The organism is Streptomyces monticola, assembly GCF_042665355.1.
GTDB lineage: Bacteria > Actinomycetota > Actinomycetes > Streptomycetales > Streptomycetaceae > Streptomyces > Streptomyces monticola.
Window position 1 is genome coordinate 745765 of sequence record NZ_JBHTCF010000001.1, and the last position, 22409, is coordinate 768173.

15 protein-coding genes are annotated in these 22409 nt (G+C 66.8%); 8 read left to right on the plus strand and 7 right to left on the minus strand.

Going from position 1 to position 22409, the window contains the following annotated elements:
- Positions 1 to 19: 19 nt before the first annotated feature.
- The 4 genes from ACFQVC_RS03075 (at position 20) to ACFQVC_RS03090 (ending at position 7355) form a co-directional block, all read left to right on the plus strand.
- Positions 20 to 1075 (plus strand): tyrosine-type recombinase/integrase, encoded by a 1056-nt coding sequence (locus ACFQVC_RS03075; RefSeq protein ID WP_381827074.1) that lies wholly within the window; start codon positions 20 to 22, stop codon positions 1073 to 1075.
- Positions 1075 to 3432, plus strand: a complete 2358-nt coding sequence (locus tag ACFQVC_RS03080) for a tyrosine-type recombinase/integrase (protein ID WP_381826103.1) — start codon at positions 1075 to 1077, stop codon at positions 3430 to 3432. The genes ACFQVC_RS03075 and ACFQVC_RS03080 overlap by 1 nt, the downstream gene beginning before the upstream one ends.
- A gap of 61 nt (positions 3433 to 3493) precedes the next feature.
- Positions 3494 to 3793, plus strand: a complete 300-nt coding sequence (locus ACFQVC_RS03085; RefSeq protein ID WP_381826105.1) for a DDE-type integrase/transposase/recombinase — start codon at positions 3494 to 3496, stop codon at positions 3791 to 3793.
- Between the two features lie 484 nt (positions 3794 to 4277).
- Entirely contained in the window at positions 4278 to 7355 is a 3078-nt protein-coding gene (locus ACFQVC_RS03090) for an AAA domain-containing protein (protein ID WP_381826107.1), read from the plus strand.
- Between the two features lie 368 nt (positions 7356 to 7723).
- Here ACFQVC_RS03090 and ACFQVC_RS03095 read toward each other — a convergent pair whose 3' ends face one another.
- From ACFQVC_RS03095 to ACFQVC_RS03125, 7 genes are all read right to left on the minus strand, one after another.
- Positions 7724 to 8497, minus strand: coding sequence for a tetratricopeptide repeat protein (locus ACFQVC_RS03095; RefSeq protein ID WP_381826109.1), 774 nt, complete (start codon positions 8495 to 8497; stop codon positions 7724 to 7726).
- Between the two features lie 6 nt (positions 8498 to 8503).
- Entirely contained in the window at positions 8504 to 9553 is a 1050-nt protein-coding gene (locus ACFQVC_RS03100; RefSeq protein ID WP_381826111.1) for a hypothetical protein, read from the minus strand.
- Positions 9554 to 9639: 86 nt separating this feature from the next.
- Complete coding sequence (locus ACFQVC_RS03105) at positions 9640 to 10191, minus strand: NB-ARC domain-containing protein (RefSeq protein ID WP_381826113.1); 552 nt, start codon at positions 10189 to 10191, stop codon at positions 9640 to 9642.
- A gap of 1907 nt (positions 10192 to 12098) precedes the next feature.
- A complete protein-coding gene (locus ACFQVC_RS03110; RefSeq protein ID WP_381826115.1) occupies positions 12099 to 12569 on the minus strand; it encodes a hypothetical protein in 471 nt (156 codons plus the stop codon).
- A gap of 10 nt (positions 12570 to 12579) precedes the next feature.
- Complete coding sequence (locus tag ACFQVC_RS03115; protein WP_381826117.1) at positions 12580 to 16554, minus strand: SGNH/GDSL hydrolase family protein; 3975 nt, start codon at positions 16552 to 16554, stop codon at positions 12580 to 12582.
- 157 nt (positions 16555 to 16711) lie between these two features.
- Entirely contained in the window at positions 16712 to 16840 is a 129-nt protein-coding gene (locus ACFQVC_RS03120; protein WP_381826119.1) for a hypothetical protein, read from the minus strand.
- A gap of 378 nt (positions 16841 to 17218) precedes the next feature.
- Positions 17219 to 17929: a peptidase inhibitor family I36 protein gene (locus ACFQVC_RS03125; RefSeq protein WP_381826121.1), complete on the minus strand. Its 711-nt coding sequence runs from the start codon at positions 17927 to 17929 to the stop codon at positions 17219 to 17221.
- A 987-nt stretch (positions 17930 to 18916) separates the two neighbouring features.
- Here ACFQVC_RS03125 and ACFQVC_RS42570 point away from each other — a divergent pair.
- From ACFQVC_RS42570 to ACFQVC_RS03140, 4 genes are all read left to right on the plus strand, one after another.
- A complete protein-coding gene (locus ACFQVC_RS42570) occupies positions 18917 to 19078 on the plus strand; it encodes a hypothetical protein (protein WP_465270584.1) in 162 nt (53 codons plus the stop codon).
- Between the two features lie 562 nt (positions 19079 to 19640).
- Positions 19641 to 20135 carry a hypothetical protein gene (locus tag ACFQVC_RS03130; protein WP_381826123.1) on the plus strand — a complete coding sequence of 165 codons (495 nt, stop codon included), beginning with the start codon at positions 19641 to 19643 and terminating at the stop codon, positions 20133 to 20135.
- Positions 20132 to 21115, plus strand: a complete 984-nt coding sequence (locus tag ACFQVC_RS03135; RefSeq protein WP_381826125.1) for a TRM11 family SAM-dependent methyltransferase — start codon at positions 20132 to 20134, stop codon at positions 21113 to 21115. Before ACFQVC_RS03130 ends, ACFQVC_RS03135 begins: the two co-directional genes overlap by 4 nt.
- Positions 21102 to 22295, plus strand: a complete 1194-nt coding sequence (locus tag ACFQVC_RS03140) for a DNA cytosine methyltransferase (protein WP_417851968.1) — start codon at positions 21102 to 21104, stop codon at positions 22293 to 22295. The genes ACFQVC_RS03135 and ACFQVC_RS03140 overlap by 14 nt, the downstream gene beginning before the upstream one ends.
- Positions 22296 to 22409 lie beyond the last annotated feature (114 nt).

The window sequence follows — 22409 nt, forward strand, 5'->3', positions numbered from 1 at the left end:
GTCCGATAATCCGTTGAGTGTGTTCGTGACGGTGATGTCGGAGAAGTGGCCGGTCCTGGGGCGGCATGAGCGGGCGGCGGAGTGGCTGCAGATCTGGACGGATCTGGGCCGGGCGCCTCGCACGATTGATGCGTACGCCCGTGGTCTGGCGGAGTTCTTGACGGTCTGCGAGCGCGACGGCATCGATCCGGTGGCCGCGAACCGCAGCCATATTGCCGTCTTCGTACGGGAGTTGCGGAGCCGTCCGGGCCGGGGTGGGGCGAACGTTCTGGTCATGGACTCGGGGGCGGGTCTGTCGAATGCCACGATGCAGCAGCGACTGGTGCCGGTGCGGCTGTTCTTCGACTTCCTCGTCGAGGAGGGCGTACGCGAGTCGAATCCGGTGGGCCGGGGCCGCTACACGCCGGGCGGCGGTCGGGGTGGCGCCGAGCGGGGGCTGGTGCCGCGCATGGAGAAGCTGCCGTGGATCCCGGCCGAGGCCGAGTGGCTGCGGATCCTGGAGTTCTTCCGGGCCGAGCCGGTACGTAACCGGGGCATGATCGCGCTGGCTTACGATGCCGCCCTGCGTCGGGAGGAGTTGTGCTCGCTGCGGACCGACGACATCGATCCGGCCCACCGCACGCTGCGGGTGCGGGCGGAGACGACCAAGACCCGGCGGGAGCGGATGGTGCCGTACTCGGCGTCCACCGGGGTGCTGCTGGGCGAGTACCTCCGCCACCGGGCCACGCTGTCGCGGGCCAGAGGGCCGCTGTTCCTGTCGGAGTCGCGCCGCAATCTGGCCCAGCCGCTGGCCTTGTGGACCTGGTCGAAGGTGGTCCGGCGCCTGGCGCTGGCCGCGGACGTGCCGCGCTTCTCCACGCACACCACCCGGCACTTGTGCCTGACGGACTTGGCCCGGATGGGCTGGGAGGTGCACGCCATCGCGTCCTTCGCCGGCCATCGCAGCACCGAGTCGACCTTGCGATACATCCACCTGTCGGGCCGGGAGCTGTCCGCGCGGCTGAACGCCTCGATGTCGCACCTGCACGCCTGGCGCCTGGAGACGCTCACCGGCACGGAACGAGGAGGCCGATGATGCCGGCGAATTCACCGTGGCAGCCTGCCGTCGTCACGACGCCGGGCTCCGCTGAGTACGTGCGGTTCGACCTGGGCGCCTTCGACCGCCGCCCGCAGCTACTTCCGGGCGAGGCTGCCACTTTGGCGGCCCTCGACCTGCGGGCGCTTCGCCGCCAGCGGGCCCGCGGCATCCCGCGCCGGACCGCGGTGCACTGGCAGGCGCTCGAGCGGCTGGTCGTCGCGTTGGACGCCGCCTGCGGGGCCCTTCACCAAGAAGCGGATCATCCCCATGGTGAGGAGGTCCGCCGGCGTCGGGCAGGGTCTCAGGCGGTCGCCGCGGTTCTCGCCAACTGCCGCACTCTGGAACGTTCCTGGTGGGGCTGGACGTCGTGGGACTGGGCCCGGTTGTGTGCTGGTGGCAGCACGGAATTCCGTGAGGCCCAGGAGCTGTCCACGGACAGCGCGACCCGTCCGTATCTGCTGGCTCTCGGCTATCTCCTGGGTGGCTTCACCGACTACCAGCACCTGGGTTACTTCAACCGCCTCTATCTGGCCCAGCTCGTGTTCGGCACCGAGCATGTCGAGGCCGCGATGGAGAAGGTCGCGGTGGTCGCGGACCGCTGGGGGTATCGCAGTCAGAACCGCGAGGACGGACGCTATCGGCTACCCGGGGTCCTCGCGCAGGCCCTGCTGATCAACCGCAGTCCCCGGATCGAGGACCTGGACACCGAGGCGTTCGCCCGGATCCAGTCTCACCCGGCCACCAGCACCCGGTACATGTCCGGGTTCTTCGCCCTGCAGAAGATCGTGGCCGATCTCGGGCACTGCACGGCCCCGGTCCGCCCCGGCTTCAACCACGCCCCGGGCCTTCTCGGCGAGCCGTGGGCGTCCTATCTGCAGCGTTGGTACGACACTTCGACGCTCACGACGGCTGTCCGCAACAACGTCCGCACCAACATGGCCAAGGCCGGTCGCTGGCTCGCCGCCGAGCACCCCGAGTTCGTCGATCCCGCGCACTGGACCCGTGCCACCTGCGCCGCCTGGGTCGCGGCGGTCGACAAGCTGACCGTCGGCGCCCATGTCCAGCGCACTGACCATCTCCATGACCGTCTCGGCGATCCGATCCTCCCGCGCACCAAGTCCCACATCCTCATGGGCACCCGCATGTTCCTGCGTGACCTGCAGGAATGGGAATGGATCCCGCGCCGGTTCGACCCGTCGCGCTCGCTCGCAGTGCCCCGCAGTATCGCCGCGCTGATCGGCCCCGACCTCCGCGTCATCGCCGACGAGATCTGGGCCAAGCTGCTGTGGGCCGGGCTGAACCTGCAGGCCGACGATCTTCCCGGAACCTCCGCAGGCAGCTACTATCCGCTCGAACTCATCCGTGCCCTTACCGTGACCTGGCTGTTCTCCGGTCTGCGCAGTGACGAGATCTCCCGACTCCGCGTCGGCTGCGTCCGCTGGCAGCACGAGGGACAGCCCATCACCGGCGACTCCCGCGAGGTCCTGGCCGAGCAGGCCGTCTGCCTCCTCGACGTCCCGGTGCACAAGACCGGCACCGCGTTCACCAAGCCCGTCGACCCGATCGTCGGCCAGGCCATCGACGCCTGGCAAGCCCTGCGGCCCAAGCAGCCGAAACGGCTCGACCGCAAGACGAACGAGCACGTTGACCTGCTGTTCTCCGTCCGCGCTCACCCTGTCGCCAAGGATTACATCAACCGCACCCTGATCCGCTCGCTCTGCACGAAGGCCGGCGTCCCCACCGTCGATGTCCGAGGCAAGATCACCAGTCACCGGGCCCGCTCGACCATCGCCAGTCAGCTCTACAACGCCAAGGAGCCGATGACGCTCTTCGAGCTCCAGGCATGGCTCGGACACCGAAACCCGAACAGCACCCAGCAGTACGCGAAGATCAACCCGAGCACTCTGACCAGGGCATACACCGAGGCCGGCTACTTCTCCCGCAACCTGCGGACCATCGAGGTCCTCGTCGACCGGGACGCCATCACCTCCGGCGCCGCCGCCGACGGCCAGCCCTGGCAGCACTACGACCTCGGCCACGGTTACTGCACCTACAGCTTCTTCGAGCAGTGCCAGCACCGGATGGCCTGCGCTCGCTGCGACTTCTACACCCCGAAGGACTCCACCCAGGCCCAGCTCCTTGAGGCCAAGGCGAATCGGCAGAAGATGCTGGTCTCGATCCCGCTGACCGACGACGAACGCGCCGCCGTCGACGACGGCCAGGCCGCCCTCGATGCGCTCCTCGACCGGCTCGCCGAGGTCCCCACTCCCGCCGGACCCACCCCACGCGAGATGTCTCCGCCGAGCACCGCCACCCTGCTGCCGATCATCGAAGTCCGACAAGGCGGCAAATGACAAACCCGCAGGTCACAGATTCCACAGAACGGCCTTCGTCATCGACATCGCCTCACGCCGGGTGGTCGGCTGGGCCACCGCCGATCACCTGCGAACCGACCTGGTCGCCGACGCTCTGCGAGCCGCCCGCCGGCAGCGTCACCCCGCCCATCCGGTGATTTTCCACTCGGATCGCGGCTGTCAATACACCAGACAGCAATTCGCTGCCCTGGCCGCTGAGTTGGGCATCCGCCTACTGTCGGCCGTACCGGGCAATGCTGGGACAACGCCATCGCCGAGTCCTTCTTTGCCACCATCAAACGCGAGTTGCTCGGCACCGCTGCCTGGCCCAGCTGGCCTCCGCCCGCACCGCGATCTTTGACTTCATCGAAGGCTGGTACAACTCGCACTGCCTGCACAGCAGCCTCGAGACCGCCCTCGCGGCCTGACCACCACACCGAGGGTGTCCGTCAAAGCGGAACAAGCTCAGGGGCGGGCCGACGCTCCACGCGACGCCGCCGGCGATCTGTCACATGATGAGTGCCCGCACCGGGGCCCAGTGCGCCCGCGAGTGGATTGAGCACCGTGCGCACCACCGGCACGAACCGTGCGAGCACGATCGCCTTCGCTTGCCCGTACCACGCGAGCAGTATTTGAGCTGCCATCTCCAGGACGGAGCCGGGGCCAACCTCGGGCCCGACCTCGCCGAGGGTTGCCGAAGTCAACACCGGCAATGGCTGATCGCGAATGATTCCGGCCAGTGACAGGTCAGTGACTGGCCATAGCCGCCGAGTGCACCGATCGACAGCGACAGACTCACGTACGGTCTTCGGACCTGGGGGGGCGATGTTGGGGGAGCGGTGTATATGACCGGGGCGGGGCGGCCTTATCCCGTCGAGGAGCTTCTGACGGCGGTGCGCGCCGAGATCCTCGCCGAACTCCGCAACGACGCCGAGGGCGCCACGAAGGTCGCTCTTTCCAAGGGGCGGCTTCTCTCACAATCCGGGGGGACACGCGAGTATCTCTTCGAGTGCCGCACCTGGCACGACAGCCTGGACGGTGCTTCTGTCCTCGCCCGGCCGTCACGTTCCCGTAAGGCGTGGGACCCGGCCGAGGCGTCTCGCGCTCCGGACGGGACCGTACGGCTCGTGACGAAGGCCGATCTCGGGGCGGCGCCCGCGAACATCCAGATCCGCAAGGACGACTCCGCGAACTGGGCCGCGCTGGCCGAGCGCCTGGAGACGGCCGGCGGTCAGGACAGCCCCGTCGACGCGGACCACGCGGGCTGGCTGGTCGGCCGGGGTACTCCGCGCACCGGCCGTGCCGAGAACCCGGGGCAGTGGGTGGCGAACTGGGCGGGGCTCCAGCTGAACCCACGTCAGCGCGACGCCGTCGCACAGGCCCTCGCCAGTGAGGTGCTGTTCCTGTGGGGACCGCCCGGCACCGGGAAGACGGACGTCGTCGGTCACATCGTCGAGGGCAGCTTCCGCCAAGGACTCAAGGTCCTCTTTCTCGCCCCCACGAACGTCGCGGTGGACCAGGCCCTTGAGCGGATGTGCTCCCTGCTGGAGCACGAGGAGGGCTTCGACGAGGGGATCATCCAGCGGGCAGGGACCATCGTCCTGCCGTCGCTGCGCAGCCGCTACGGAGACCAGGTCGACCCGGTCCGGATTGCCGCCCTGCTCGTGGAGAGCATCGACCGACAAATCAGCACGGCGACTGACCAGCTCAAGGGCGCGAGGGCGGCGCTGGCCTTGCACGACCGGATCCGGGAACTGGAGTCGGATCTGGCCACCGGCACAGAGGGGATGGCGGAGGCCGACCGTGACCACGCCGCGGCGGCGAAGATGGTCGCGGCCGCGGACACCCTGGCCGCGCAGCTGCGGCGGAAGATGGAGAAAGCGGGGCCACCGACCGGATTCCTCGCGGAGCGCAGAACGGCGAAACTGAGCGACCTCTGGTCCGCCCTGGCGCACGAGGAGGACGAGGCGAAGCGGGCCAGGGCGGACGTGGCGCGCGCGGCCCGGCGCCGCACGGCGGGCGAGAAGCAGGCGGCCGAGGCCCGCCGAGCCCTCCCCGCGGCCTGTGCCGCCGTCGAAGGGATCCCGCCCAGGCAGATTGTCGCCGATTCCGCTGCCTCGCTTCAGGAGCAACTTGACGAACTCGGGCGGAAACGCAAGCAGATCCAGGACGAGGTCCGCTCCCACTGCCGGGTGCTCGGAGCGACCGTGGCCAAAGCTGTCCAGTCGAGGAAACTGCTTGACGAAGTCGATGTCGTGGTGATCGATGAGGCCGGGATGGTCAACCTGCCGTCGGCCTGGTTCGCTGCCGGTCTCGCCCGCAAGCGGGTGGTCGTGGCGGGAGACTTCCGACAGTTGCCCGCCGTGACCAAGGGCGACGGTGACCGGGAGGCGAGCGAGGAGGAGCGCACCCACTCCCGTGAGTGGACCGCTCGGGACGCCTTCCACGCCGCCGGACTGGTCGACCCTTCCGGTCGGGTGCGCCAGGACCCTCGCCTGGTGGCGCTCGACACCCAGTACCGGATGCGGGAGCCGATCTGCGCGGTCGTCAACGAAGTGGCCTATCCGGACGCGCCGCTCAGGACCGGGCGCGGAAACACCAGCCGCCTGCCGTTCGCCCCGCTCATCGACTCCCCAGTGATCCTGATCGACACGTCCGGCCGCCGAATCTTCGGTGGCGGCCGCAAGCCCCACATGACGAACGCCGTCCACGCCGCGGTCATCCACGAGCTGGTCCGAGGGCTCCAGTACGAGGGAGTTCTGCCCGGACGCAAGTGGCAGGAGGTTCCCGAGGGGGAACGGGCGACCGACCGGCTCGCCGTCATCTCCCCGTACCGGGAGCAGGTCAAGGCCCTCAAGAGCAGCCTGGCCCACCGGTTCGGGGAGGACTACGACGGCCTGGTCGACACCGTCCACCGGTTCCAGGGCAGCCAGCGTCCCGTCGTGCTCCTCGACACGGTGGCGGGCGCCGGCAAGGATCCCGGCTTCTTCTACAGCGGAACGGGACTGTCCTCGCAGACCTGCCGCCTCCTGAACGTCGCACTCAGCCGGGCCCAGGACCACCTGGTCGTCGTGGCGGACGTCGCCTTCCTGCGCGAGCACCTGGCCCCGCACAGCGAGGCACTGGCGATGGTCGACCATCTGGAGGCGCACGCGCAGACCATCTCCGCCGACCAGCTGATCCCGGTCCGCGACGCGGACCAGCTGGCCACCCTGTCGGAGGAGGAACTGGCGCGACCGGCGTTCTTCGAGCACAGCGAGGTCTTGGAGGCGGTGGCATGGGATGTGGAGCGAGCACAGCGCAGCATCGAGCTGTACTCGGCGTTCATGGACGCACCTCCCGTCCGCTGGTGGGCCCGGATGCTCGGCCCGAAGGCGGCTGAGGGGCTTCAGATCACGGTCTTCATCCGCCCGTCGGAGGAGCAGCAGGAGCCCTCCCGCGTGGCGCGGCACAGGGAGCTGGTCGGGGAGCTGGAGGCCGTCGGCTGCCGGGTCGAGTTCCGCGATCGTATGCACGAGAAGGTCCTCATCCTGGACGGTTCAGTCCTGTGGCACGGCTCGAAGAACCTGCTCGCGAACATCGGGCCGACGGACCTGATGATGCGTTACACCGACCCTGCCTCCTGCGTCCGTGTACGACGGCTGATGGAGCGCACCCGCATGGAACGCCCGGCACGAGGGCTGTGGCGTCCCGCCAGAGAGACCGCTCCAGCGTCCGAGATACCTGCCCAGCGAGCCGAGGTGCAGGACGGCAAGGTGTACCCGGGCCTCGTGCGGGACGGCCGTCTGTACCTAGACGTCCCGTACGAGCAGAAGGACGAGGCCAAGCGCCTGCTCAGGGCCCAGTGGGACAGGGAGGCCCGGCACTGGTGGGTCGACGCGGACCGGATCACCCGGGAACAGGCGGCGCGCTGGCTGCCGTAGGGGAAGCTCACCGCGAGCTGCGAGGGACGTCCTCCGCCAGACGCTTCCGGCCGCACCCTCAGGCATGCTTGCGAAGCTGGGACGGGTACGCCGTGTGGAAGTGCGTTGAGCTCCCTCGATTACTCAAAACAGCGGCGGTGGTGCGATGCCCCGGGGCCGGCAGGTGTGATTGGGGACCGTCGGGGGAGCCCTTGGCTGTATGGCGGTAGGCGCCTTGAAGCGGTGCTGGGGCACTGACCGCACTGTTGGCCACTCTGCCCAATCGCCTCTCGGTTGTGCCGTTTCGTGACGCTCGGCGGTGTCCGATGCCTGTGGTGTTCGGGCCGAAGGGGGGGGCAGGTTCGTGGTAGGCGTGACGCTCGTGGCGATCAATTCATTGCCCCTCCACCGGACTTCCGCTGGCCGACGTGGGCATCGCCACCCGAGGCCATAGTGAGGCAGTCAGCGGCTTCCTCCATGATGCACGCCGTGCCGGCGGGGTCATCGGAGAGCAGGGCGACCGCCCGTTCATAGCAGCCCAGGGCCTCTGCGCAGCGGCCTTGGGCGCACAGGCACCGGGCGTTCCAGAGGGGGACCGTCCACAGGGGGACCGTCAACAGGGGCACCGTGCCGCTGTCGGCTGCGGTTGCGGCATTCTCGGCCAGCTCCAGCTGCTCCTCGGCTTGTGCGAAGTCCTCCTGCGCGATGAACAGGCGGGCGAGCGCGATGTGCAACTCGACGATGAGCAAGCCGATGTTTCCGCTCACGCTCAGCTGATCGCGCAGCAACCTCCGCAGCTCGTCCTCGGCGCCGCTGGACTCCGCCAGCTCCAACTGAAGGTCGAGCCGGGTCTGGATGAGGTCGGCAAGGCTCGCGGGGTCTACCGGAGAGTCGCTCCCGGCCGGCATGTAGAGACCGAGGAGACGGCTGATCAACGCGATGGCCGGGCGTTCACCTTCCCCGTGCAGCAGCAGACCGAGCAGGAGCTGGGAAATGTCGTAATAGAGGGGGGAGAGTTGTGCGCCCGATTCGTCGAGTCGGGAAAGGAGCGCGCCGTACGTGCTCTTTGCTTGTTCCGTCTGACGTGTTTGCGTGAGTGCGTGACCCACGTGGTGAAGCAGACTGATGTCCAGTTCGGACGGTTCCGTCTCGATGGCGGACATCAGCGCCTACGCCTCTGCGGTCGCCTCCTCATCCTTGCCCTGTTCCGCGAGCACCAGTACAAGGACCGAGTGCGCCAGCAAACTGTTGTGCACGGAGCCGTTCGAGCGCAGCCCGTCCAGAACCGAGCGCAGCTGTTCTTCCGCGGCGGGCAGCCGTCGGGTCGACTGCAAGGCGCGTGCCCATCGGAACTGGAATTGCAGTGTCTCCAAGTCTTGTGGCCCTCGCTCGGCGCGGCTCTCCTCGAAGAGTAGGCGTGCCTCGTCCACATCGCCGATGGCCTCGTAGTACTGGCCACGAATCGCACCGACCACGGGACGGGTTTCCGGTAGAACGGCGGCTCGTTCCATCATCAACCTGAGTAGTTCATCGGCCTGATCCCGATGGTTGGAGGCCAGGCAGTAGCCGTAAGAGACCCATCCGGCTTCGACGAACCAGGCCAGCGACTCCACGTCGTTCGCGGGAGCGGAGCGCAAGGCAGCCAGAACATGGGGGACCAGGACCTGCCGCCTTCGCCATTGATCAGGCGTATCTGTGCCCCCTCCCATCCATCGCGCCAGGCGGGCGCTGACCTGCCACACCTCAGCGGTTTCATCTCCGTCGCGCACCTGTGCCGCGTTGGTCTCCATTACCAGCGGGTGAGCTGTCAGACACAAGTTTGCCGCGTTCGCCGTGCCACTTCCGCGTCCGCTGATCGAGACGTCCACGTCGACCAGGTTCAGCAAGCCCACGTCGACGAGTGCGTCGACGGCTGCCTCGCCCTCTTCGAATCCTTCCGGGAACCCGCCCTCCAGTGTGACGAGACCGTAGGCGAGCAGCGCGGTCGGGAACGGGGTCGTGGCGAAGCACGACAGGACCCGCATGAGCAATCTGGCTTCCGGCAGCCCTTGTCGGGTGAGCAGGTCGAGGCTGATCTCCCAGGTGTGGCTTACCAAACGGCGCAGCCGCTGCTCGTTCATGGGCGACCTGAGTGATTCACCCGCGTCGAGCAGCGGGGCGCCCAGCCGGTCGAGTTCGGCCTTGTACCCCGCGAAGTCCCCCACGGGCCGGATGTCCACGACGCCGCGCGCTAGGCCCAGGCTCCTTCGTGTCTTTGCCAGATATGAGCCCGCCAAGTGCAGTCCCAGGGGCAGTCCACCCAGCCTCATAGCGAGCGCACGAGCGTCCTCCGTCGGCCCGGCGTCTCCCGCCAGATCAGTGAGGACCTTCCCCCGTCCTCGGCGGACAGCATGCCCACCGCTCGGCACACTGCTTCCGTTCCCCACAGCAGGGGGTTTCCGACGCGACTCGTCACCACAGTGAGGCCGGAACGACTCGGTCGGATCCACCCTGTGCCGTCCCCTGGCAGGCCGTGCTCCGAAGCAACGACTGAGAGGTCGTCCACGGTATCGACGACGAGCAGCCAACGCTCGCCCGCACGGTCCAGGCAACGCCACACGAGATCCAGCGCGCTCGACTGCCCTGCCCAGGCGCGACTGAGGTCCTCTTCGGCCACGCCCAGTTCCCGGGCCACCTGAGACATACCCGTCAGCAACCGCTCGTTCGTCGTCCCAGACACCCAGAACACCTGATGACCAAGGTCCCGGGCGTGCCGGGCAAGCCGCAGCGCCGCTGTTGTCTTTCCGCATCCGCCTAGCCCGTGCAGGACCTGCACTTGTTCGTGCCCCTCGGCCAGTGCCCTTTTCAGATCGGCCAACAGGCTGTCCCGGCCATGGAGACGGGTGGGCAGCTCTCCGTACGGAGGACGCACCGAGTAGACGCCCGGATTCGGTCCGGAAGCGGCCGGGCCGTTCCCCGTCATACGACGGGGAATCCCCCCGGTCTCACGGCGTCGTTCCTGGTCCGCCGCCGTCCGTCTCGTCTGCCACGCGGCCAGGCCGCGCTGGGGTGTGCCGGACCGCCGCTGGGCCCTGGCTTCGAGCAGTTCCACGAGGACGGAATGAAGACAGCGGGAGGATGGGCGGTCTCGCCTCGTGGTGGGGTCATGAGCCGAGTCCTTCACGATGCCCGACGGCGAGATCGTGACGCGAGCGGTCGAGGGCGGCAGCCGGCTTCCCGGCTCGTCTGCCCAGCATGTCTAGCGGCACTGGGCGACCCTGCAGGCTCAACTGGTCCTGACATCGGCCGGGTTGGTCGATGTGCCAGCTTCTACCGTTGGGCCCGCGGCGACACCAGACCGACCTCGGCAAGCTCGCACCGGATGCCGGGTTCGACCTCCTCGGCGAGGCGGACTGGTATGCCCTGGCTGCACCGGAGGACCGTACGCGGGTACTCGCCACCGTCACGGGCAACGTTGAGTCGATGAAGACTTCAGTGAGCCAGGCTGCGACATCTGGCGTCCACTCTGGCACCTCGCATGCGAAGACCAAGCACAGAGCCGCGCCGCGATCACGTCCGACGCCATCAGCGGGAGCGGGAGGTCGTCGATCGTTCTGCGGCGCCCGCTTCACCTCAAGCGGGTCGTGTCCCCGCTGGCACACCAGCTCGCGTACTTGCTCCGCTAATCAACTGTTCGGCACAGAACGGTCATCACCATCAGGATTCCGCCATGATCCGCGCCGGGTGGGGGTGACACCGCCCACCCGGCCAACTCGGTGTCATGAGCCACCGCGACCCAGGCGTGAAATCATCGCCGCCACGACCGCCGCCGTTCCCGTCACCACCGCCGCCCCCAGCATCGCGGCTCCCGTGATCACTGCCCCGATCACCACTGCGTCCACGTACATGTCGCCTGCCCTTCCTCGGATCCGGCTCGTTCGGCCGGCTGGCGACCAGTTATCCGGATCGGCCTGGTGTTCAGCGATCCTCAGGATCGCTGAACGGGACGTCGCCGCAGGCCGCACCTGGTGAAATTGGTGTTCAACGGAGGTTCGGACTGAACGAACGGGGGACGGATGAACGACCTACCAGCGCCTGAGCGTCTCGCGCACGATCTTCGAGAGCTCAGGAAGAACGCGGGCAACCCTTCGTACACCGTGATCGCGGTATGGGGCGGACAGCAGGAAGGTCCGTCTAGGGAAAAGCAAGCTCAGCCTGTGGTTCAGCGGCAAGAGCGTGCCTACCGACGACCGTCTCGACGGCCGGGCCTTCACCACCCTCGATGACTTGCTGGAGGCCAAGGCCCTGCAGAAGTCCGGCACTCCCAAGCAGGGCGCGACTGCGTGGCAGGAGCGGCGGAGGGCTGCGGAACAGGTGAAGCAAGGCAAGCGCCGCGCTGATTCAAGTGGTGACGACCGGCCCGCCGCAGACGAGGTCGGGGCAACGCAGCGGCTTGATGATGGAGGTCTGCCCGCGTACGAAACCCTTCACCAGGAGAGCGAACAAGCGGCCACTAAGAGGCGCTTCGTGATGACTTGCTGCTGCCGTCACGGAACACGGCGCCGATGAAGGCGGCGACAGAGGGGCCGCGCTGGTAGATGACCGCGCCTCGAATCCCCTGCCTCAAGGAGGTGAGGGCTTCAAGGCGTCAGTGCACCAATGGGTCAGCCTTCGACGGGCATCCCGAGCCCGAACCACACACGATGATCATCCGTAGCTCGCACCACAGCGCCCGCGTACATGCCTATCCCTAAGGAGGTGTTCAAGGCAGCCGGTGACGCGCCCTCAGGGAGATACGGAACCGGTCGTTGGTGTGGCGTTACACCCCTCCGCTGCCCTATCACTCACCGTGGCACCCTCCGCGGAGAATGTGACCCGGAAGGCTCGGCAGTGGGAGACTTCGCCACCGCCGACGGCGGACGCGTGCGTCCCGTGCACCAGGGCTTTGATGGTCACCGTGTTCGTGGCGCGCACCGTGCCCCGCTCAGATGCCTGGGACATTCGGAGGACCTCGCGGACCTCCTTGTCTGTCAGAGCCCCGTCTCCTGCCGCCGAGCGCAGGCGGTCTCGCGCGTCAGCAACGGAGGCCTGGAGTCCTTCGAGGGCTTCCCGCTCGGCCGCTCCGCTCTGGAAGACAATGACTCCAAAGACCACGCCGACCAGACACAGCGCGGCGATCAAAGCGACAAGGCACCCGCAGGTCAGGCGGTCGTGCCACGTCCCCCTGACCTGCGGTATCTCACGTTCGGTGCTCACTGACGCTTCACTAACTCCTCTTGTACCCAATGGAGTTGAGCGTCTCGCTCATGACCGCAGCGTATCCGGTCGTGCCCGACTGCTTCGGGTGGAAGGACTCACGGCTCAGGCAGGTGTTCACCCACCAGCAGATCGTCGTGACATCGTCGCCTCGGTGGAAGTCTCCGTCTCCTTCAGGGCCTGCCACGGTGCTGTTGATCCACTCATCGCTGTCGCAGACCCCGTGCCCCTCGAACTTCGCGATCGGGTCGGCGTAGGCCACCTTGACACCGGAGTTCCTGAGGTCGGCGACCATTGCGGCTTGTTTGTCCCGGACGTAGTCGGCGAGTTCGTTCATCACGGTGACGTTGACACCGACGCAGTTGGCGTTCTCGTCCGCGAAGATGCTCGGATAGCCCATGAGGACGATCTGTGCGTTCTCGGCGTAACCAGGATCGTCGATCGTGTCGATGATCCTCCTGGTCTCGGCGACTGCTGTGTCGATCCTGGCCGTGTAGTCGCTCTTTTCGCAGTAACCGGCGAGGTAGCAGGCAGTGACGGCATCCTGGAAGGTATTGCCGTCGTTGCCGCCGATGGTCAGGGCCACCAGAGTAGTGTCCGGTGTCAGTGCGCCTGATTCAACCTGAGACATCTCATGGAACTGGCCCTCACCGCTGGCGTAGTTTTTCCGGTCGCTCCAGGAACGTGGTACTCCGTCTCCGAGTACGTTCCATGTCTTCGCGCCGGAACAGGACACGTCCTGGTGGTCGAGCGATGCCGAGTGACCATCCGCTAGTGCACCGATGGTGGCCGTCTGACCGGGCAGGGTTGTCTTGCGCGCCCAGGAGTTGCCACTGCGTCGACAGGCGTTCCAAGTCGCCTTGCCGTGGCCTCGGTCGGACTCGGACGAGTAGGCGCCTGCACCTTCACCGGAGGTGTAGGAATCCCCCATGGTGACAACCATGTGCTTCGGCTTCGCGGCGAGCTTCTGGAAGGCGACTGCGTCGTACGCGATGTCCTCGTCTGCCGTGCCGTCCTCCGTAGTGTTCGTCAGCTCAACGCGAGGGGTCCCGGTGAAGCGGTAGACACCGAGTTCCACCCATTTATTCTTGCTGTGGAAGGTGTTGATGTAGCGGTCGCGATCGCCTCCCGCTACGCCCTTGATCACGTAGTGGGCCTGCTGGGTATGGGCTCCGGTGTCGGGTACGTGTGCGAAGACGCGGGCCCATTCCACGCTCTGGCCAAGGGCCCAGGTGCCGGTCACGGTCATCCGCCCGCCGAAGCCGCCGAGGTGGGCACTGTCGCGGGTGTGGGCGTACCAGAAGTGGCCGTCGTAGCCGCCGCCGATCTGGTGGAGGTCGCCCTTGGCCTCGTACAGGCCGTTGGTGCCGGGGTTGAAGGTGAATTTGAAGCTGCCGTTCGAGGCAGTTGTGCCGCAATCGCTCCATGTCTGCGTGCCGGCGGGTACGTCGTCGATCACCAGCGCCCCACCGGGCAACCCGGTCTTGTCACAGGCGGGTGTGCCGTATTGAAGGCGGTAGCCTCGGCCGGGCTCGGCTCTCAGCGTTGTGTACTTGATGTTTTCATTGCCGCAGGAGTCCGAGCAGTCCTTCCATGTCACGTTCCCCGCGTTCCACCAGTACTGGGTGTAGCACGCGGCATCGGGACAATCCGGCGGAGCGGCCGCGTTGCAGTTGTTCTTCTCGTTGCAGAAGGCGTCGAGGGGCGGTTTGACCGCGGTGCGATCAGCCTTGCTGACCCACCATGCAGGCCTGAACCCGGCCGAATCGTAGCCTTCTTCACCCTTCCAGTCCTGACGGCCTGAGGTGGCGTACGAGTAGCCGGCGTCCATGGACCATGCGGCCCACCCCATCACCTTCTCCTGATATGGCCACTCTTGCGGACGCGCGGCATCCTCCGGCCAGTGCTCCGGATCCACATCCGCGTCCAAGAACGGGTCACGGCCCGCAGGGTAAAGGGGGTTGGCCGGGTTGTTGTACCAGCCCAGTCCCCAGTTGCCGTTCTGCTGCTCCTTGTCGCGCCCGTTGAATCCGAGGTTGTAGTTCCACAGCGCGGCAAACCAGTTCTCCACCTTGGAGGCGTCATCGTTGTTGACGGTGAGCAACTGGTTCGCCAAGTGGAGTTCGTTCCACTTGTCAGCGAGGATGTACATGGACGCGGCGATGTTCACCGTGTAGTCAAGCGCGACCGCCCGCTGCACACCCGGTGCCAGACTCGTCTCGCCCGGCTTCTCGTGCCCGGCCAGTCGCATCCCGTCGGTGACCTGTCCGACGCCGTACCCGCAGTCGGACTTATCCCAGTTGATCTTCCAGTACTCGCTGGAGGTGTCGCCCTTGTGTCCGTAGAACCCCGCCACAGCAGCGAGTGGGCTGCCCATCTGGCCTGGCACCGCGCCCGACTCGGCCTGCCACAGGTTCGACTCCTGTGCCAGAACTCCCAGGAGCACGTTGGCGGGGATACGGCCGCCGCCTGTCAGAGACGGCCGCTTGAACGTCCCTTGCGGGTCGGTCTGGAGCCCCGTCTGATTGCGCCAGCCGCCCTGAGTGATCCAGTTGACGCGCAACTCGCCGCGCACTGCCATGTCGACCGCCCACTCGACCTGATTCGGCGTCGGCTGGAGCGCCTGGTTGTTCACGTCGTTGCGGGGCACTGAGCACCAACGGTCTGTGTCCACCGGGTTGTTCGGGTCCGCAGCCGCGGCCGTTCCCACCTGCGTGCGCATATCCGCCTTGTCGGCAGGGAGAGCCGGGGAGAGCGTGGCCTTGCCCAGTCTGCTACCTGCTTCCGGGACACTCTGGGTGACCTCCTTCCCCGTCGCCACGGCGGTGGACGTCACGGTCAGCGGTTCCACCTCACCGGTCAGGGGCGGCTGCGCGCTGCCGTCACCCGACCTTGGCAGCGCCCCTCTAGGGCCCCCGCCTCCCGCATCCTTGATGCGGGCCAGTCCGGCGCGTAAGCCCGGTGAGACGACAGGATTCACGGCCAGGCGGCCGTGGCTGGAGACGTCGGCGTCAGGGGACGCCTTGAGAGCCGTGACACCGGTTCCCTCTGTTTTCACAGCGCCTTCGGTGTCTCCCGAGAGGAACACCTGCTGCGTGCCGGCCTGCTTCAGCGCCAGGTCGCCGAGCTTCCCGGACGCCATTGTCGCGGGGCGGCCGCTCCCGTTCCAGAATTGCGCCCGAACCGTGTCCTCCGTGCGATCGAGGAAGGCGACCTTGCCCTTGGCCGGGATTCGGATCTCAAAGGGCACATGCTCGGTGTCGGCCAGGTTCTTGACCTTTCCCGAACGGTTGATGTGCACCAGCTGGGGACCGCGTGCCGCGATCGTGCCATCCGCGACCGGGACGGCAGAGGTGACCTGCCCGGCCAGCACCGTCTCCGCCGTACTTTCCCCAGCAGTGTCGACGGTCACCAGACGGCTCTTGTCATCCCTGAACGAGGTGAACGTCGCCGTGCGGGTGTCAGGGTTGCAGGACGGATCGAAGTAGGCTAGAGAGGCGGTGAACGGGAGCTTCTTCACCTTTCCCGTCTCTGTGTTGACGATGGCCGTGAAGGCTCCGCCCAGCATCATGTCCGGGTGATTGGTGGCCGTACGTGGCGCGTAGACGACCGCGACGTGCGTGCGGTCCATCACGCACTGGTTGCCGATCCACGAGTCCGCCGGCATGCCCGGCTCGGCAAGGACCGCCGCGGTTCTCCACTCATAGGCCTTGGCACTGTCGGCGACCAGGATGTTCAAACCATCCGTGTCCGCTGCGGCCGTCACTGCCCGGTCAGCAGACTCCTTCCACCCCTTGCCAAGGACCGCGTCGCGCTGCGCGCGCGGCACGGACGATGGCGCGGACGGGGTTCTTTCAGGCGACGGCTCGACAGCGACCCCGCTCTGGGCCGGTGCCGCCGTGGCGGGTAACTGCACGAGACTGGTGAGGGTGGCACAGGCGACCAAGGTCCCGACCATGCCACCAATGGGTCTCTTACGTTTCAAGACACGTCTCCTCACGGGGTTACGGCGTGATGGTGCGCAAACAGGTCGGCCCGACCGTGAAGTACGGCCGGGCCAGGGCTCCCTGGAGTTCCTGTGCGCTGACGGCCGCCGAAGGGGAACCCGACAATCACCCGCCGCGCCTCAGTGGCGCGGCGCGTCAGCGGTTCGAAGTTCCGGACAGCGGATTGCCCATGACGTCGTACACGGATACGTATCCCTGCTTCGAGCCCTGCCAGTCCTCGAAGGCGGCGGCGATGACGTCGGCCGTCCCCAGAGGGTCATCCACCGGCGTGCGCCCTCCATTGATGTCCGTTGAGATGTGGAGATTTCTCTTGGGCGGATCCCAGTGGCCGAAGATTCGGGTGACCCGGGACACAGCTTCCTTCTGACGGGCCGCCCCATGGGCAGCAACCCACGTCCGGAACTCCTTCGCCTTCCCCTTCGACTTCGCCTTGTCCTTGTCGTCTGGAATGGTCGATTTAACCGGCGGGGCCGACCCATCGGGAGTTGCGGTTGTTTCGAACCAACCACAGCCGGCAGCAAGGCCAACGGCGAGGAAGACGCCGGCTACGGCAGTCGCGGGACGTGCGAACCCTGGACGCATGAGCAAATCTCCTTGGCGGAAGAACTCTCGCCCCGCCGAAGGCGAGGCGAGAGCACCATGTCAGAACTTGATGGCGTCAGCCCTATCGTTCCAAGTGCCGCCGTAGGGGTAGTCGACGTTCCTGAAGTTCGAGATGATGCTGTAGCCCCCCGGAACCAGCATCTTCGGGTCCGGCAGGCCCGAGCGGAAGTCGTACAGGTAGATCCCGCGACTCTGCCGGTTCACGTACACCGACGAAGCCTTGTCCCGGAAGCTGGGGCTGTACTGGTCGAGGTGGCGGGTCTTCCACTCGTCGTAGGTCGGCCACTGAAGGCGCCGACCCTTGTAACTCGCGTCCTGCCACAGGCACACATAGTTGGCGGGGCAGTCCCTGTAGGCCAACGTCCCCACCGTGTCCTCGGAGGCCGCCATCTCAGCGGCACTCTCCCTGCTTGCCACGGTCGGCGCATGAGCCGCCAGGTACTGGTTCGATTCCTCCACGGTGTCGAAGCACTCCATGGTCCCGTCCACTGAGACTTCGGTGCAGACCTGCGCGCCGCTGAGGTCGTCGGCCGCGGGATCGACCTTCCCGCCGTTGTAGTACATGTCGACCTTAGGAGCACCATCCAACTCCGCGTGGACCTGCGCCTCTTCCTCCGGCGTGAGGGTGCCGACCGTAATAGTCGGCTCGTCAATCGGGAGTGCATCGGCGTAGGCCGGAGCGGTGGCAACGCCTGTTGCCGTGACGGCGAGAGCGGCGACGGATATGGCTAAACGAGTGCGTAAACGCATGGTGAATCCCCCTCCAATAGACCAAGACGCTCCGTACAGGAGCTCTTGCTGACGCTCGCGAGCATCAGACCCATGCCGACAGGCGTCATGCCGAAGAACCCGCCGACAGCACGCAGTCGAGCGGCCCTCCGGCAGTGACCTCACGAGCGGCGCATTCATCTGGCGTTGAGCCGAATCCTGTGTGCCGCCCGCGAATGGTCAGCGCCTGGCTAAGCCGGGTACAGCCCTCCCAGCACCACAGCCCCCACCCAAAGGTCACAGGCCCTTCACAAGCAGCCAGAGCCAACACTGCGCCGTCAAATTTCGTCAAGGGCGATGGATAACTTCACCACCTCAACTCCCAGCCAGCTCGCGGCAAGAGCTTGAAATGTCTGGAACGTGAGACCCCCAACTAGTTACGAGGCCGAGTGCGCAGCGTGAGCATGCCTGCGCGGCCGCAGGCCTCTCAATCTCCGAAGCGCCGCCAGATGCGCGCACACTCCAAAAGAAGCAGATCCCACCGGAGTTGAGCCGATCCGCGGCAAGAAGGGCCGTTCCGTTTCGATCTCGAGTAGACGCCACCGCAGAAACGCAACCCTCAGCTTCTTCCGTAGCGATCTCACTCGACGAAACCGGAATCCTGCCGAACTTCCAACGCCAGCAAGAAAGTCGAACGGATCTCACTATGTGACAGGACGATCCGGGTGATCAGCCCAACTGAGGGTTTCGCCCTGTAAGAGCCGAGGTCGATGATGTTGCCGCCGAAGGCGAGGTAGGCGACTAATGTGCGCCAATTTGGCTGAATTCGAAGATCTTTGACCTTTGGATTGATCGTCGGTGAACTTAACCGAATTGATTCCCCGTCACATACAACCATTCACGGAAGTGGCGTGCGTCACATCAAGGGGCTAAGAGCTGTCCTGGTGCGCACCTTTCGTAGGCCAGGACCACTCGGGTTTGTTCAGCGAGACTGGACGGGGCTCGGCTGAGGAGGCCGTTGGGGTTCGATTGATCAACTTCATCGAAAGTGCATACGCGCATGGCGATGGTGCTGCCAGGGAATTGATCACGGTTTCGTTTGTTGAAAACCTGCCTTACTCGGGCGAGGCGGGTTGCCGTGTCAATGGATACCTGGCGGGGGACCTCCGCAGGGTCCTCATGGAGCGTTAATCTCTGTGAGCGTGAAGGCGCATGGTGATGGACCACGGCGTTCGGGAGCTGTGGTTCGAGGTGCCATTGCGGGCGGGCAGGGATGGTGCCGGGCGGAGCGATGAAGTCTGAGGATGCTGTCGGCGTAACGGATCTACGGGAGTTGAAACGCTCCGCCATGGTCGTTGAAGTGGCGGAGGGCCAAGTGGCGGCCGTGGCGGCGGTACTTGCGCAGTGCCTGTGACGGGCGGCTGTAGGAGACAGGGACGTTCCGCCTCCGTTCGCTGTAGCAAGCGCGGACTCGCCCGACAAAGGATCCGGCTGCCGGTGAGAATCAGCTGCGTGGCGTTCTCCATCTTTACCGTCAGCACCAGGCGGCAGGTTCTCCTTTGGCGCCCAGCACCGCATGGCCCACAGCGCTGCGCACCCGACAGTACCCGGCGGTTCGAGTCCACTGCCGTCCACGATCTGGGTCCCTGAGTCGCACGACATCGAGGTACAGCCCGTTCCCGGGGGTGTGTTGCCCGATTGGGCGGTGGACAGGGCCCGCACCGAGTTCGTCCGCTGCCTTGACCCTGATCGCGTGCCTGCCCGCCTGCTCAAGGTGGCCATCCAGGACACCGAGCCGGGCATGGACGCACGGATGCCTTGCACCACTTACCCGGAGACGGACGGCAGCGACGGCGCCGTGGACGGTCCGCGCGTGCTGCTCGCCGAGCTTCACCCTGACACGCTCCGTGCTGCCACCGAGGACTGGACGGCCACCAGTTGCGCGTCGTCCGGCGGGATGGAAGACGGCTGGCCCGGCTTCTTCCACCGCGCCCACTACTACCTCCGCCACGGCGAACTGCTGCTCCTCGCCACCCGTCAGCATCGGGACGCCGGCCGCCTCACCGACCCTCTCGGCTCGCTGATCGCCTGTGCGCGCACGGCGGGCTTTCGCTACTTGCAGCACGTCGTCATCGCCCACGGCCGCGCATCGGGCGACCGCATCGTCCCCACGCCACCAGAGGGCGCACCGCTGGGCCTGATCCACAGTGACCTGCTCGTGCTCAGGGCCCAGGGGGTGCGGCCATGACCGTGCGTCTTGCCTCTGTGTGGAACACCGCGCCCACCTCCGCCCCCGCCCAGCGCAAGGACCGCTACGTGCCCGGGTCCGCCGCCCACCCGGCCAAGATGCTCCCGATCCTCGCCGCGCACGCGATCCTCGCCTACACCCACGCCGGCGAAACGGTCCTGGACCCGATGTGCGGCATCGGCACCACCCTCGTCGAAGCGATCCACCACGGCCGTAACGCCCTCGGGGTCGAGTACGAACCCAAGTGGGCCCACCTCGCCCGCCGCAACGCCGACTCCGCCATGCTCGACGGCGGCAACGGCCACGGCTCGGTCGCCTGCGGCGATGCCCGCGACCTGCCCGCTCTGATCCCCGCCGAACACCATGGCAAGATCGCGTTCGTCCTCACCTCACCGCCGTACGGACCCTCCGACCACGGACAGGTCCGCTCCAGCCGTGACAGCGGCCAACCAGGCGTGACCAAGCGGAACTTCCGCTACAGCCACGACCCCCACAACCTCGCCCATATCCCCACCGACGCACTCCTGGACGCCTTCACCGACATCCTCACCCAATGCCGACGTGTGCTCCGGCCCGGGGGAACCGTCGTGGTCACCACCCGGCCCTGGCGTGAACGCGGCGAACTCATCGACCTGCCCAGCGCCGCCCTCGCCGCCGGAGAAGCCGCCGGCCTCGTCCCCACCGAGCGCAATGTCGCCCTTCTGGCAGGCATCCGCGACAGTCAGCTGATTCCCCGTCCGTCGTTCTTCCAGATGAAGAACGTCCGCGACGCCCGCCGCCAAGGAACCCCGCTCCACCTGATCGCACACGAAGACGTCATTGTCCTCAAAGCACCACCGGGGCCCGGGAGTTCCCCACCTAGCAAGCACGCGCACCGTACGCATGCTCGGACCCGTCGGTGCGCGTCGCGCAAGCCAGTGACCACAGCCGTCTTCCGTTCCCGCAGCTGCACCGGCGGAGGCGACCGTGCCGACCGCTGAACCCAGGATCGGAAGTATCTGTACCGGGGTCGGTGGCCTGGACCTTGGTGTGCAGAGTGTCCTGGGCGGGCGCATCGCCTGGCATGTGGAGAACGACCCTCGGGCCCAGCAGGTTCTCGCCCGCCACTGGCCCGGCGTCCCGAACCTCGGCGACCTCCGCACGATGGACTGGAGCCGCGTGGAACCCGTGGACGTCCTCACCGCGGGAATCCCTTGCCAGGACTTGTCGTTGGCCGGTCCTCGTACGGGCTTGGCAGGGACCCGCTCCGGGCTTTGGCGCCACGTCGCCACTGCCATCTCCCACCTCAACCCGAATCTGGTGGTGCTTGAGAATGTCCGCGGCCTGCTGTCCACCCGAGCCGGAACCGACTCCCTTCGCGCGCTGGAACACTGCACGCCGTGTGTGGGAGACCCCGTGGAAGAACCCGGTATGCGGGCACTGGGCGCCGTTCTCGCGGATCTGGCCGAGCGGGGGCGCGATGCGCAGTGGGGCCTGTTTCGTGCGAGTGACGTCGGAGCACCGCATCAAAGGGCGAGGGTGTTCGTCCTCGCCTGGCGGCCGTCAACACCAGTCGAAAGACATGGCAGCAGGACTCGGACGTGCTCTGGCCGACGAGGTTGTGTGCCTGCTGCCCACTCCCAGAGCCAGCGACGGTGCCAAGGGTTCACCGAACCAGAAGCACGGCAACGGCAGCCTCACTCTCGCCTCCACGGCGGCGGCACTGACTGCCCACACATCAACCGGGGCTGCGGAAGCCGCCGTACGCGAGCGTCTGCTGCCGACCCCGACCTCCTCCGACGGCAAAGGCGGTGCGGGCACCACATCGAAACGCAGAGGCGGCGTGAACCTCCGCACCGCCATCACTCACCTAGGGAATGGTGGGCCCCCTACCTCCCCGCCATCCGCCGCTGGGAACACATAACCGGACGCGCCGCGCCCAGCCCCACGGTCCCCGGAACCCGCCGCCTTTCCGCCGAGCTCGTCGAGTGGATGATGGGCCTCCCCGAAGGCTGGGTCACCCATACCGAGGGCCTCTCGCGCGCCGCCCAACTCCGCCTCCTCGGCAACAGCGTCGTTCCCCAACAAGCGGCACACGCAGTGGGCCTGTTGCTCAAGGCAAGCGCCGAGCCCACCGAACAACCGCCGATCGGAGATGGTGCGGCAGGAGCCACGCCGTGACCCCCGGAGCGCGGCCTGGCGGCGGCATACGGGAACACGGCCCCGACGCCCCCGAGACCTGCGCGGCCGTACGCCGGACATCCATCACCATGAGGTGGAAACCGCGAGAATTCA

Bases quoted from the DNA above. Each gene is read 5' to 3' on its own strand.
- ACFQVC_RS03135 (WP_381826125.1), top strand. From the start codon at position 20,132: ATGACCGTGCGTCTTGCCTCTGTGTGGAACACCGCGCCCACCTCCGCC.
- ACFQVC_RS03125 (WP_381826121.1), bottom strand. From the start codon at position 17,929: ATGCGTTTACGCACTCGTTTAGCCATATCCGTCGCCGCTCTCGCCGTC.
- ACFQVC_RS03095 (WP_381826109.1), bottom strand. From the start codon at position 8,497: ATGTCCGCCATCGAGACGGAACCGTCCGAACTGGACATCAGTCTGCTT.
- ACFQVC_RS03080 (WP_381826103.1), top strand. From the start codon at position 1,075: ATGCCGGCGAATTCACCGTGGCAGCCTGCCGTCGTCACGACGCCGGGC.
- ACFQVC_RS03090 (WP_381826107.1), top strand. From the start codon at position 4,278: ATGACCGGGGCGGGGCGGCCTTATCCCGTCGAGGAGCTTCTGACGGCG.